The sequence below is a fragment of the Sphaerisporangium sp. NPDC088356 genome (genome assembly GCF_040685555.1).
GTDB lineage: Bacteria > Actinomycetota > Actinomycetes > Streptosporangiales > Streptosporangiaceae > Sphaerisporangium.
In genome coordinates, this window is the sequence record NZ_JBFBIK010000010.1 from 28,555 (window position 1) to 41,417 (window position 12,863).

11 protein-coding genes are annotated in these 12,863 nt (G+C 69.4%); 4 read left to right on the top strand and 7 right to left on the bottom strand.

What is annotated here, in order from left to right; genetic code table 11:
- Positions 1 to 52: 52 nt before the first annotated feature.
- Positions 53 to 871, bottom strand: coding sequence for a TauD/TfdA family dioxygenase (locus AB0O34_RS06430; RefSeq protein WP_363913286.1), 819 nt, complete (start codon positions 869 to 871; stop codon positions 53 to 55).
- A 184-nt stretch (positions 872 to 1,055) separates the two neighbouring features.
- On the opposite strand from AB0O34_RS06430, the gene AB0O34_RS06435 reads away from it, so the two are divergent.
- Complete coding sequence (locus tag AB0O34_RS06435; RefSeq protein ID WP_363913288.1) at positions 1,056 to 3,584, top strand: DNA topoisomerase IV subunit A; 2,529 nt, start codon at positions 1,056 to 1,058, stop codon at positions 3,582 to 3,584.
- 145 nt (positions 3,585 to 3,729) lie between these two features.
- Here AB0O34_RS06435 and AB0O34_RS06440 read toward each other — a convergent pair whose 3' ends face one another.
- Entirely contained in the window at positions 3,730 to 4,101 is a 372-nt protein-coding gene (locus AB0O34_RS06440; RefSeq protein ID WP_363913290.1) for a VOC family protein, read from the bottom strand.
- A gap of 182 nt (positions 4,102 to 4,283) precedes the next feature.
- Positions 4,284 to 4,607 carry a hypothetical protein gene (locus AB0O34_RS06445; RefSeq protein WP_363913292.1) on the bottom strand — a complete coding sequence of 108 codons (324 nt, stop codon included), beginning with the start codon at positions 4,605 to 4,607 and terminating at the stop codon, positions 4,284 to 4,286.
- 147 nt (positions 4,608 to 4,754) lie between these two features.
- Here AB0O34_RS06445 and AB0O34_RS06450 point away from each other — a divergent pair, with 147 nt between their 5' ends.
- A complete protein-coding gene (locus tag AB0O34_RS06450) occupies positions 4,755 to 5,255 on the top strand; it encodes a carbonic anhydrase (RefSeq protein ID WP_363913294.1) in 501 nt (166 codons plus the stop codon).
- 97 nt (positions 5,256 to 5,352) lie between these two features.
- Here the strand turns inward: AB0O34_RS06450 and AB0O34_RS06455 are convergent, their stop codons facing one another.
- Positions 5,353 to 7,425, bottom strand: coding sequence for a DNA topoisomerase IV subunit B (locus tag AB0O34_RS06455; protein ID WP_363913296.1), 2,073 nt, complete (start codon positions 7,423 to 7,425; stop codon positions 5,353 to 5,355).
- 244 nt (positions 7,426 to 7,669) lie between these two features.
- Here AB0O34_RS06455 and AB0O34_RS06460 point away from each other — a divergent pair, with 244 nt between their 5' ends.
- Positions 7,670 to 7,897, top strand: a complete 228-nt coding sequence (locus tag AB0O34_RS06460; protein ID WP_248958778.1) for a hypothetical protein — start codon at positions 7,670 to 7,672, stop codon at positions 7,895 to 7,897.
- Positions 7,898 to 8,250: 353 nt separating this feature from the next.
- On the opposite strand, the gene AB0O34_RS06465 is transcribed toward AB0O34_RS06460, so the two are convergent.
- Positions 8,251 to 8,982, bottom strand: coding sequence for a GNAT family N-acetyltransferase (locus AB0O34_RS06465; RefSeq protein ID WP_363913298.1), 732 nt, complete (start codon positions 8,980 to 8,982; stop codon positions 8,251 to 8,253).
- 86 nt (positions 8,983 to 9,068) lie between these two features.
- Between AB0O34_RS06465 and yaaA the strand changes: the two genes are divergently transcribed.
- Positions 9,069 to 9,833, top strand: coding sequence for a peroxide stress protein YaaA (gene yaaA, locus AB0O34_RS06470; RefSeq protein WP_363913300.1), 765 nt, complete (start codon positions 9,069 to 9,071; stop codon positions 9,831 to 9,833).
- Here yaaA and AB0O34_RS06475 read toward each other — a convergent pair.
- Entirely contained in the window at positions 9,820 to 10,794 is a 975-nt protein-coding gene (locus tag AB0O34_RS06475; RefSeq protein ID WP_363913302.1) for a hypothetical protein, read from the bottom strand. The two genes, yaaA and AB0O34_RS06475, sit on opposite strands and share 14 nt — an antisense overlap.
- Before the next feature lie 140 nt (positions 10,795 to 10,934).
- The gene (locus tag AB0O34_RS06480; protein WP_363913304.1) at positions 10,935 to 12,647 is read right to left on the bottom strand and encodes an RNA polymerase sigma factor; all 1,713 of its coding nucleotides are present in this window, start codon (positions 12,645 to 12,647) and stop codon (positions 10,935 to 10,937) included.
- Between the last annotated feature and the right edge of the window lie 216 nt (positions 12,648 to 12,863).

Consider the following 12,863-nt stretch of genomic DNA (forward strand, 5'->3'; position numbering starts at 1 on the left):
ATGCCCGGTTCAAGGCGGTTCGGGCCGGTCTCGCCGCGATTGTCCCCAGGCGTCAGCTCCTGTGCTCGTCGAAGGCGGCGATGGTGACGCGGTGCATGACGCGGCGTTCGGTGTAGTCGGCCACCGCGTAGTGCTGGGTGCTGCGGTTGTCCCAGAAGGCCAGCGTGCCCGGCCGCCAGTTCAGCCGCACCTGGAACTCCGGGGAGCGGATGTGGTCGACGAGGTAGGGCAGGAGCGCCTCGTTCTCCCGGTCCGACAGCCCGACCAGGCGGGTGGTCGACGAGCGGTTCACGAACAGCGATCTCCTGCCGGTCTCCGGGTGGACGCTCACGACCGGGCGCTCGTACGGCGGCCACTTCGCCTGCATGGTGGCCAGATCGTACTTGTGCCCCTTGGAGATGGCCTTCTTCATGGAGTTGGTGATGTCGTGCACGGCGGTCAACTCGTCGCAGAGCCGCTGGATCGGCGGGGACAGCGTCTCGTAGGCCATGTAGGCGTTGGCCCACATGGTGTCGCCACCCACCGAGGGGAGTCGCAGGCAGCGCAGCAGGGAGCCCATGGGCGGCTCGGGCTCGAAGGTGTTGTCACTGTGCCATTCGTCGCCCCCCTCGCCCTTGGGATCCACCTGGTCGAGGCGGTGGATGGGGCTGGACTGGTCCTTGTTGAACGCCGGGATGTTGAGGGTTCCGAAGCGGAGCGCGAACCGGGCGTGCTCGTCGTCGTCGATGGGCTGGTCCCTGAAGAAGAGCACCAGGTGCTCCAGCCAGCCCTGCCTGATGGTGTGGACCTCGTCCTCCGACAACGGCTTGCGCAGATCGACCCCGGTGACCTCGGCGCCGATGTTCCTGGTCATGGGCCTGAACTCGATCATGTCTCCCGTAGCCCTCCCTCTTCGTCGCCTCACCCCAGCATCTAAGCAAGCAACCGCTTGGTCAAGCCAGGGCCGCGATCCGGCCGCGCGCGAGGGCCGGACAGGTGATCGCCGCCGCGGGCCGTACGGGCTGATGAGGCCGTCAAGTCGCGGAGCACCTTGCACCTTCGGCACAATGTTCGATATGGCCCGACGGACTACCCCACCCCCGCCAGACGAGGACTTCGAGGAGCGGATCGTCGACATCGACGTTTCGACCGAGATGCGCACCAGCTATCTGGAGTACGCGTACTCCGTGATCTACCAGCGCGCGCTCCCCGACGCCCGCGACGGACTGAAGCCGGTCCAGCGCCGCATCCTCTACTCGATGAGCGAGATGGGCCTGCGGCCAGACCGGGGGCACGTCAAGTCCTCACGGGTCGTCGGTGACGTGATGGGCAAGCTCCACCCGCACGGCGACACCGCGATCTACGACGCCCTTGTGCGCATGGCGCAGCCGTTCTCGATGCGGCTCCCGCTGGTCGACGGCCACGGCAACTTCGGCTCGCCCGACGACCAGCCCGCCGCCATGCGCTACACCGAGGCGCGTCTCGACCCGGCGTCCATGCTGATGGTGCAGTCGATCGACGAGGAGACCGTCGACTTCAAGCCCAACTACGACGGCCAGGAAACCGAGCCCACGGTCCTGCCCAGCGCCTACCCGAACCTCCTCGTGAACGGCGCGGCGGGCATCGCGGTCGGCATGGCGACCAACATGGCGCCGCACAACCTGGTCGAGGTCATCGCCGCCGCCCGGCACCTCATCAAGAACCCGGGCGCCTCGCTCGACGAGCTCATGCGCTACGTGCCCGGGCCCGACCTGCCGACCGGCGGCTCGATCATCGGGCTGGCCGGCGTCAGGGACGCCTACGAGACCGGCCGCGGCACCTTCCGCATGCGTGCCAAGGCGACGATCGACCAGGTCACCCCGCGCCGCAAGGGCATCATCGTCACCGAGCTGCCCTTCAACGTCGGCCCCGAGCGGGTCATCACCAAGATCAAGGAGCTGGTGACCTCAAAGAAGCTCTCGGGCATCTCCGACCTGAAGGATCTCACCGACCGGCACAAGGGCCTGCGCCTGGTCATCGAGATCAAGAACGGCTTCCACCCCGAGGCCGTGCTCGCCGAGCTCTACCGCATGACCCCGATGGAGGAGACCTTCGGGATCAACAACGTCGCGCTGGTCGACGGCCAGCCCCGCACCCTGGGGCTGAAGGACCTGCTCCAGGTCTACGTGGACCACCGCATCGAGGTGGTGCGCCGCCGCTCCACCTACCGGCGGCGCAGGCGTGAGGAGCGCCTCCACCTGGTCGACGGTCTCATCGTCGCCCTCCTCAACATCGACGAGGTCATCCAGGTCATCCGCTCCTCGGAGAACTCCGCCGAGGCGCGCACCCGGCTCATGGAGATCTTCGATCTCTCCGAGATCCAGGCCAACTACATCCTCGACACGCCGCTGCGCCGCCTCACCAGGTACGACAAGATCGAGCTCGACCGCGAGCGGGAGATCCTCCAGGCGGAGATCGCCGAGCTCTCCGCGATCCTGTCGTCGGAGGACCGGCTGCGCCGGGTCGTCTCGGCCGAGCTGGCCGAGGTCGCCAAGACGTACGGCACGCCGCGCCGCACCGTCCTGCTGGAGGCCGGGGCCGTCACGACGCCCGGCGCGATCCCGCTGGAGGTCGCCGACGACCCCTGCCTGGTGCTGCTCTCGTCGACCGGCCTTCTCGCGCGCACGGGCGACGACTCGCCGCTGGGCGCCGGGGAGGAACGCTCCGCCCACGACGTGCTTATCTCGGTCGTACGGTCGACGGTGCGGGGCGAGGTCGGCGTGGTGACCTCGGCCGGGCGCCTGATCAGGGTCTCCGTGGTCGACCTGCCGACCCTGCCGCCCCTGGCCAGCCCGCCGTCCCTGTCGGGCGGCCACCCGGTCAGCGAGTACGTCACGTTGAGCCCCGGTGAGCTGGTCGTCGGCCTCGGATCCCTCGACCCCGAGGGGCCTGGCCTCGCACTCGGCACCGCGCAGGGCATGGTCAAGCGCGTCGTGCCCGAGTATCCCGCCAACCGCAACGACTTCGAGGTCATCGGCCTCAAGCCCGGCGACAGCGTGGTCGGGGCCGTGGAGCTGACCTCGGATGATCACGACCTGGTGTTCATCAGCTCCGATGCCCAGCTCCTGCGCTTCCCGGCCTCGTCCGTACGGCCGCAGGGGCGCCCGGCCGGCGGCATGGCCGGCATCCGCATCGACGACAGCGCGAAGGTCATCTGGTTCGGTGTCGTCGACCCCACCCGCGAGGCCCGTGTCGTGACCATCGCGGGCTCCGCCACCGCGCTTCCCGGCACGGATGCCGGAGGCGGCAAGGTGTCCGACTACGCGGAGTTCCCGCCCAAGGGCAGGGCGACGGGCGGCGTGCGGGCCCAGCGCTTCCTCAAGGGTGAGGACGTGCTCATCCTCGCCTGGGCGGGCCCGGCCCCGATCAAGGCGGTGTCCGTGACCGGCAAGCCGATCGAGCTGCCGTCCGAGCTGGGCCGCCGCGACGGCTCCGGTCTGCGGATGGCCGCCGCGATCGCCGCGATCGGCGGGGCGCTCGGCACCGGCCCCGGCGCGGACGGCGAGGGCCGGACCGGCGGATCCCTGGAAGACCAGGCGGCCGAGCCGGACGAGCAGCTCTTCTGAGCCTGGCCACCCCCGCCCGGGCGGGACGAGAAAGTGATCGCCGGAGCCGTGTCATCGGGCTCCGGCGATCAACCTGACGGGAGACCAGCCGAAGAGGCGAGCCCCGACGGCCACCTGGGGCCGAACGCGCCTGGGGCCGGTCGTGCTAGTCGGCGTCGCAGAGGCAGAAGGGGTGCCCCGCCGGGTCCAGGTAGACCGTGAAGCCATCGGTCTCCCCCGGCTGGTGGGGATGCTTGACGGCGCCCAGGGCCAGCACCTCGGCCCCCGCCTTCTCGCGGTCGTCGACCGTGAGGTCGAGGTGCAGCTGCTGCGGGTGGTCCGACGAGGGCCAGTTCGGCGGCTGGTAGTCATCGGCCTGCTGGAACGACAGCCTGATCTCGCCGCCGTCGCTCAGGCTCACCCAGTCGGCGTCCTCGTAGAGCACCTTCCACCCGACCACGGCGGCGTAGAACTCGGCCAGAGCTCTGGGATCCGGGCAGTCGAGCACTATGGCACGCATGCGCGCGATCTCGCTCATGATCACTTCCTCTGCAGATCTTCGTCGGGGACACCGCCCGTCAAGATACAAGGGTGCTCGCGACGGTGAAAACGGTTTTCGCGGCTGTTCGGCCATGCCGGGAAGCACGACCGCTCCGCCCCCGTATCCGAGGCGCGGCGGCCCAAACCGCTCCAGAGAGCGACGGGCGCGCACGGCCGCCGCTAGTGGGCGGAGGGGACGGCATCCCCCCTGGCCACGGGCGGAATGGCCGTCAGCAGCTCCCACGGCTCGCCGTCGTGCCAGAAGTCGATCAGCTTGGCCGCCGCCTCGCCCGGCTCGAATTCGCCGAACCCGTATGGGCCGAAGCATCCGGCCTCTTCGAGCGCGATGACCAGCGGGTCGTCCTCGGGAAGCGTCTGCGCGTAGGCCGCGGCGTCGAGCAGCGCGAGCGCGCAGCGCGCGTTCCAGCCGCCGTCCTTGCGCTGAACCCGGTCGAGTCGCCACCTGGCCCGAGCGCGTAGATATCCGGCGAGTGAATCGGTCATCCCCACCGCGAGGCCCTCCCAACGATCTTGCACGTAACGTGCACTCATCATCACCCAAAGTGACGACTGATCGTGGGATCTTTACGAAGCCGCTTCCGGACACCCCCGGGAGCATTGCCGAAAACGGCATCCGGGAATATTGGCACCATGACGGAAGCATTCGACGATCTGCTAACCGCCAATGAGAAATACGCCCAAACCTTCCAAGGTTCGAACCTGACCGGCCGCGCACGGCGCGGCCTCGCCGTGGTGACGTGCATGGACTCGCGGATCGATCCGCTAGGCCTGCTCGGTCTCTCGGCGGGGGATGCGAAGATCCTGCGTAACGCGGGCGCCCGGGTGACCCCCGACGTGCTGCGTACGCTGGTGCTCGCGGTGTATCTTCTCGGCGTCGACCGTGTCCTGGTCATGCCGCACACCGACTGCCGGATGGCCAAGTCGACCGACGAGGACGTCCACGAGCTGATCAGCCGGGAGTACGGCGTCGACACGCGGAGCCTGGAGTTCCACACGGTGCCGGACCAGGACGCGGCGCTGCGGCGCGACCTGGTCCGGATCCGGACCTACCCCTATCTGCCGGAGCGCCTGACCATCGGCGGAGCGGTGTACGACGTCCACACGGGCAAGCTGATGCCCGTCACGCTGTGACCCCCGAGACGGGGCTGTGAGGGCCCACAGCCCGGAGACCACGCCAATGTGACCCGGCTTCCAAGGAGCCGGGTCACCCGAGAGCCCAGTCGCGGGCTCAGGCGTCGATGTGGTCGCGGTCGACCTCGGCGGCACTGCCGACGATGAACTCGCGGCGGGGAGCCACGTCGCTGCCCATGAGAAGCGCGAAGATCTGCTCGGCGGCCTCGACATCCTCGATGCGGACCCGGCGGAGCGTGCGGTGGCGCGGCTCCATGGTGGTCTCAGCGAGCTGGTCGGCGTCCATCTCGCCGAGGCCCTTGTAGCGCTGGATGGGATCCTTCCAGCGCTTGCCCTTTCGCTCAAGGTCGCGCAGCACCTTGTGCAGCTCGGCGTCGGAGTAGGTGTAGATGTACTTCTCCTTGCCCCTGCCCGGGTTGGTGACCTCGATGCGGTGCAGGGGAGGCACGGCGGCGAACACGCGGCCCGCCTCGACCATGGGCTTCATGTAGCGGTGGAAGAGCGTCAGCAGCAGGCAGCGGATGTGGGCGCCGTCGACGTCGGCGTCGGCCATCAGGATGACCTTGCCGTAGCGCGCGGCCTCGATGTCGAAGCCGCGGCCGGAGCCGGCGCCGATCACCTGGATGATCGCGGCGCACTCGGCGTTCTTCAGCATGTCGGCGACGGAGGCCTTCTGCACGTTAAGGATCTTGCCGCGGATCGGCAGCAGGGCCTGGAACTCGGAGTCGCGGGCCGCGCGGGCGGTGCCGAGCGCGGAGTCGCCCTCGACGATGAACAGCTCGCTGCGGTCGACGGCGTCGCTGCGGCAGTCGACGAGCTTGGCGGGCAGCGCGGAGTTCTCAAGGGCGCTCTTGCGGCGCTGGTTGTCGCGGTGCTCGCGGGCCGCGATGCGGGCCTTGGCCGCCGCGACGATCTTCTCAAGGACGGCGCGCAGCTGCAGCTTGTGGGCGCGCTTGGTGCTGGCGAACAAATCCTTCAGCTCACGCGTGACCACATGGGACACGATGCGGCTCGCCGCCGAGGTGCCGAGGACCTCCTTGGTCTGCCCCTCGAACTGCGGCTCGGGCACCCGGACCGTGACAACGGCGGTGAGGCCCTCAAGGATGTCTTCCTTGGTGACCGGGTCGTCGCCGTTCTTGAGCAGGCGGGTCTCCCTGAGCTGCTCGTTGATCGTGCGGACCAGGGCGCGCTCGAAGCCGCTGACGTGGGTGCCGCCCTTGGGGGTGGCGATCACGTTGACGAACGAGCGCACGGTGGTCTCGTAGCCCTTGCCCCAGCGCACGGCGACGTCGACGGTGAGCTCGCGCTCGACCTCGGTGGAGGTCATGTGGCCCTGCTCGTCGAGCACGGGGACGGTCTCGTGGAAGTGGCCGACGCCCTGCAGACGCATGACGTCGCACACGGACTCGTCGCGGGCCAGGAACTCGGTGAACTCGGAGATGCCGCCGTCGAAGCGGAACTCCTCCTCCACGGGCTCCTCGCCCCGGCTGTCACGCACCGAGATCGTGAGCCCGGGGACCAGGAAGGCGGTCTGCCGCGCGCGGACGTGGATCTCGTCGAGCGAGACCTCGGCCTCGCGCAGGAAGATCTGGCTGTCGACCCACCAGCGCACCCGCGTGCCGGTGATCTTCTTCGCGAGGGCGCCGCCGTCGCGCAGGCCCGACTTCTTCTTGAACTTGGCGGTGGGGCCGTCACCGTCGAAGACGCCGGGCACGCCGCGGCGGAAGCTGATCTCGTGGACGCGCCCGCCCCGGTCGACCTCGACGTCGAGCCGGGCGGAAAGGGCGTTGACCACGGAGGCGCCGACGCCGTGCAGGCCGCCCGAGGCGCCGTAGGAGCCGCCGCCGAACTTCCCGCCGGCGTGAAGCTTGGTGTAGACGAGCTCGACGCCCGCGAGGCCGCTCTTGGGCTCGACGTCGACGGGGATGCCGCGGCCGTCGTCACGGACCTCGATGGACCCGTCGGGGAACAGCTCGACCTCGATGCGCTTGCAGAAGCCGGCGAGAGCCTCGTCGACGGCGTTGTCCACGATCTCCCAGAGGCAGTGCATGAGACCGCGGCTGTCAGTGGACCCGATGTACATTCCGGGGCGCTTACGGACGGCCTCCAGGCCTTCCAGCACCGACAGATGACGGGCCGTGTAACCCGCCTCCGTGCTGACTGCGGTCACTCCCACTCCCACTGAGCATCGAACATGTGTGCGTAGCCTACCTTTTCTTGATGTTCCAGCGCGCCTAAGCGTGCCACCAACAACGGGTTCTGCGTCAGGCGGACCTCGATTCACGTCACTTAACGACACATTCTGCTCTGGGCGTATCCGGAAGGTGATTGGGAACGTCTGCATCGGGTTAGATGTTGAGCCAAGTGACTGACGCCAAATCCCCACGTCAGTGGGGTGACCCGAAAGGCGATACGTGACTGGAGCTCTCGCCCCCACCAAGCCTCTGACCGCCGTGGACCGGTGCGACCGGTGCGGCGCCCAGGCGTACATCCGCGCGTCCCTCCCCGTGGGCGGGGAGCTACTGTTCTGCGCTCACCATGGACGTCGGCACGTCGCGGCCCTTCGCGACAAGGGTGCCGACATCCAGGACGAGTCGGCGCGCCTGAGCGAAACCCCAACCTCGAACACCACCGAGCGGTGAGCATGCGCCTGCCGCTCTGATCCCGATAATCGAGCAACAACCACATAAGTGAACGCGGCGATCTCGGATGGCGTCCCCCTGGACGACCATCTCGGGGCTCGCCGCGTCGCTCTCTCCGGCAAGGCCCGCACGCACGGCCGTCCCGGAGCGTGACCGCGCGTGGCGTCCCGGCAGGGCCCACCGTGCGCGGCGGCGCTCCGGGGCGGCCGTGCGGCACCGCCGGGGCTTTCCCGCTCCCGCACGCGGGGACACACCCCGGCCGTGCGACAGCCCAGGAACGAACGCCCCGGAGACGGTCACCACAGGGATGCCTCTGGTCGGTCGCCACACGGTCCAGGCGCGCCTTGGATCGGTCACCGCACCCGGTAGTGGTAACCGGCCGACGGCGTGAAGCCTTCCGAGGCGTACATCGCCCTGGCCGCGTGGTTGGACGCCACGACCACCAGGTACGCCTGCGAGGCGCCTCGCGCCCGGCCGTGGGCCAGCAGTGCCCGCAGTACGGCGCGCCCGAGCCCCTGGCGCCGCGCGTGGGGCAGCGTGGCCATGCAGTAGATGCCCAGCGTGCCGCCCCGGAGCACGGAACGCCCCACGGCCACCGGCGCGCCGTCCCGCTCGACGGCGGCGTAGCTCGCGGGCACACCTCGGACGATCCGCTCGGCGGCGGCCAGGCCGTCCTGCCCGAACCGCCCGTCCACCGCCCACCAGGCGGCGAGCCACGCCTCGGCCGGATGGCCGGCGATCTTCACGTCATGCGCGGCGGTCGCGGGCTTCCCGATCATCGGGGCGACCATGGAGACCGTCTCGTCGACCAGGCGGTATCCGCGCGCGGCCAGCATCTCGTCCAGGCCGGGCGTCGCACGCGGGCCCATGGAGAAGACGCATGGCAGCCCCCGCTCGGCGTAGAACTTCTCGGCGGCGTCGACCGCATTGTCCAGATCGTCCGGCGTGGCCCAGGGAAGCACCGAGTTGGCGCGCTTGGTCACGCCATCGGCGTAGCGCAGGACCCAGCCGTCCAGCGATTCCTGGCAGGGTGCCGGCCAGGCGCGGTGCACGAGGTCATCCAGGTCAAGGCTTTCCCCACTCACCGGCGCAGATTAGCCGATCAGCCCCCGTCCGGTGTCGCGGGGGCGGTGGAGTCCCCTTGACCTGCGGAGGACTAGGATCGGACTCCGTGCTGATCCTGCTGCCGCCGTCCGAGGGCAAGGCCACCCGCAGTAGGGGGGCCGCTCTGGATCTTGGCTCCCTGAGCTTCCCCGCCCTGACATCCGCGCGCGAGAAGGCCCTCGACGCCCTCACCGCCCTGGCCCAGGGCCCGCAGGACGAGGCGATGGCGGTGCTGGGCCTGTCCCCCGGCCAGGCGGCCGAGCTCGACAGGAACCTGCGGCTGCGCACCGCCCCCACCCTCCCCGCGTCGCGGCTCTACACCGGCGTGCTCTACGACAACCTCGGGCTCGCTTCCCTGGACGCGAGGGCGCGTCGCCGCGCGCAGCGCTCGGTGATCGTGTTCTCGGGGCTGTGGGGGGCGCTGCGGCTCTCCGACCGCGTCCCTCCCTATCGCCTGTCCATGGGTGTACGGCTGCCGCCGCTGGGCGGCCTCACGGCCCACTGGCGCCCAGCTTTGGCCGAGGTCCTCGACGCGGAGGCGGGGATGGTGGTCGATCTGCGGTCGTCGACGTACGCCCAGGCCTGGCAGCCCGGGTCGCGAGCCACGATGGTGCGGGTGCTGAGGGAGACCGCCGGCAACCGCTCGGTGGTGAGCCACATGGCCAAGGCCACGCGCGGCGCGGTCGCGCGCTCCCTGGTCGAGAGCGGCGCCGATCCACGAAGCCCGCAGGAGCTGGCCGAGCTCCTGGCGGGGCTCGGCCACGTGACCGAGCTCGGCGCCCCACCCCGCAAGGGCGGCCCCTGGATCCTGGACGTCGTTATCCGTTCGTGATCACATTCAGCCGTGAACACGCCTTGTGGAACTCCTTCTCGGGGTCGCCCATGTGCGACCAGGGCAGGACGCTGAACCTGCCGCCCGTGCGGGAGAGGTGCCCTCGGGCCGGCCGCCGCATGTCGGCCAGGTAGAACGCGGCGCCGAAGGCGTTGTGCGCCTCCACGGCCCTCGGATGCGCCCTGCCGCCCCTGGGCTCGTGCCACCGGCCCGCCGCCGAGGTGATCTCCCGCTGTACCTCGTACGAGACCCAGGCGCGTGACCGCCCCGATCGTTCGCCGACGACGTGCTCGAAGTAGGCGAGGGGCAGCAACACCGACAGGGGATCGCCGTCGGGGGCCTGCCGGCCCGCGGCCCTCGCGAAGTCGAACATCTCCTGGCTCGTGCCGCCCCACCCGGGGGAGAGCGTGATCAGCCGGGCGATGTTGGCGGCGAACAGCGTGCGGTGACGGCGCGACGCCTCGGTCCAGATGGAGTCCTTCTCCTCCCTCGGCCGCTCGAGGCCGAGCGCCAGCCAGAGAAGGGAGACCCAGGGCGCCGGATCGGCCGGCATCAGCTGGGCGGCTGCCAGCAATGGGGCCCGCGCCGACTCCATCGCCTGATGGAAGACGCGCATGCGATCGGCCTGCACGGCTCGCGCGCGGACGTCGGGCTTGGCCTCCCAGGCCTCCTCGACGCGGGTGCGGCCGAGCCACAGCCACAGATCGGGATTGACCCGATCTCGCGAGAGAAGGGCCTCGATGCCTCCCGCGAGACCCACGGCGGCCTTGGAGAGCGCCTCGACCCGCAACGCGCGAACCTCGGGATCGCCCCGGGTCGCCACGAGCGCGGGAATGGCGGGTTCGAGATATCCACGTCCCAGTGCGTTCACCGCGTCGTCGAGCACGGTGTCGGCCCATGGACGGCTTGCGATCAGTCGTGGCCCCCGAGCACGCGCCCGATCCACTTCGATCACACCCATGGGCGGTGAGCCTAGAAGCCGTCAAGACTTGTGCCGCTACCGCGACGTTACGGCTGCGTTAACGGCGATATCGGCGCTGGGCCGTCCGCACCGATGACGAGAACGGCTCCCGCCCTGGTAGAGCGGGAGCCGTGCCGTCATCAGTCGAGGTAGTCGCGCAGGACCTGTGAGCGCGACGGGTGGCGAAGCTTCGACATGGTCTTGGACTCGATCTGCCGGATGCGCTCGCGCGTCACCCCGTAGACCTTGCCGATCTCGTCGAGCGTCTTCGGCTGGCCGTCGGTGAGGCCGAACCGCATGGAGACCACTCCCGCCTCGCGCTCGGACAACGTGTCGAGCACGGAGTGGAGCTGCTCCTGGAGCAGGGTGAAGCTCACCGCGTCGGCCGGGACGATGGCCTCGGAGTCCTCGATGAGGTCACCGAACTCGCTGTCACCCTCCTCGCCGAGCGGGGTGTGCAGGGAGATCGGCTCACGCCCGTACTTCTGGACCTCGACGACCTTCTCAGGGGTCATGTCGAGCTCGCGCGCCAGCTCCTCGGGAGTCGGCTCGCGACCGAGATCCTGCAGCATCTGCCGCTGGACCCGTGCCAGTTTGTTGATCACTTCGACCATGTGGACGGGGATGCGGATGGTCCGCGCCTGGTCCGCCATGGCACGGGTGATCGCCTGGCGGATCCACCACGTGGCGTAGGTGGAGAACTTGTAGCCCTTGGTGTAGTCGAACTTCTCGACCGCACGGATCAAGCCCAGGTTGCCCTCCTGGATCAGGTCCAGGAAGAGCATGCCGCGGCCGGTGTAGCGCTTGGCCAGCGAGACCACCAGGCGGAGGTTGGCCTCCAGCAGGTGGTTCTTGGCGCGGCGGCCGTCCTCGGCGATCCACTCGAGCTCGGCGCGGACGTCGACGGGAAGCCTCTCGCCGTCGTTCGCGAGCTGCTCCTCGGCGAACAGACCGGCCTCGATGCGCTTGGCCAGCTCGACCTCCTGCTCGGCGTTGAGCAGCGGGACCTTGCCGATCTGCTTGAGGTAGTCCTTCACCGGGTCGGCGGTGGCTCCGGCGGCGGCGACCTGCGCCACGGGCGCGTCGTCGTCGTCATCGGAGAGGATCAGGACCTCGTCGTCGCTCTGGACCTCGACGCCGGGCTTGACCTCCGCCTCGACCTCGGTCTCGGCTTCCGCCTCGACCTCGACCTCCGGCTCTGCCTCTACCTCGGTCTCCGTGTCGGTTTCGGCCACGGCCTCCACCTCCACGTCGATGTCGAAGTCATCGAGCTCGAGGTCACCCTCGATGTCGAGCTCCTCGTCATCCTCAGAAGAGACCTTGGGCTTGGTTTCGATCTTGGGCGATGGCGACGCGGGCACGGCGACCTCCGGCTTGGCCTTCTTGGCGAGGGCGGCAGGGGTTGCGACCTTGGCGGGAGCGTCAGGGGTGGCCTTCTTCACCGGCGCGGCCTTCTTGGCCACGGGCTTCTTGGCGGCCGGCTTCTCAGCCGGCGCCGCGGCCTCGCCCCCGGCACCGCTCACCACGGCCGTGACGGTATCGGGCTGCTCCTTGGCCGCCGCGGTGGCGGTCTTGGTCTTCTTCACGGGGGCGGCGGTGCGACGCTTGGCCGGGCCACGAGATTTCTTGGGCGCCGCCGAGTCCGCAGCGGTCACCACGACGGTCACACCCTCTTTGCTGAGGTTCCTCAGGAACCCAGCGGCGTGCGACATCGGGATGTCCGCCTCCTCGAAGGCCTTGCGGACATCCTCAGACTCGAGGAAACCCTGCGAGCGCCCACGCTCGATGAGCCGCTGAATGACGGGCTCGTTCAGCTCAGATGGCTTCGAGCGAGTCGAACTTGCAGGCGACACGAACACCTCTCGAACGAACGCATGGTGAGAATGGACCCAGGTGCCCGCTAGGGGCGCTTGCTTTTTTCGGTGGTGGGCCGTGCGAACCGCGACGTACCTGCCCAGCATTCTGGCACGACCCCGCTGTCCTTACGGCCGCCTCACAGCGGTTGCCCTCCACCCTAGGCCGACCGGAACAGTAGTGCGTACGGAAGCGGGTCACCGATACCCGAAAGC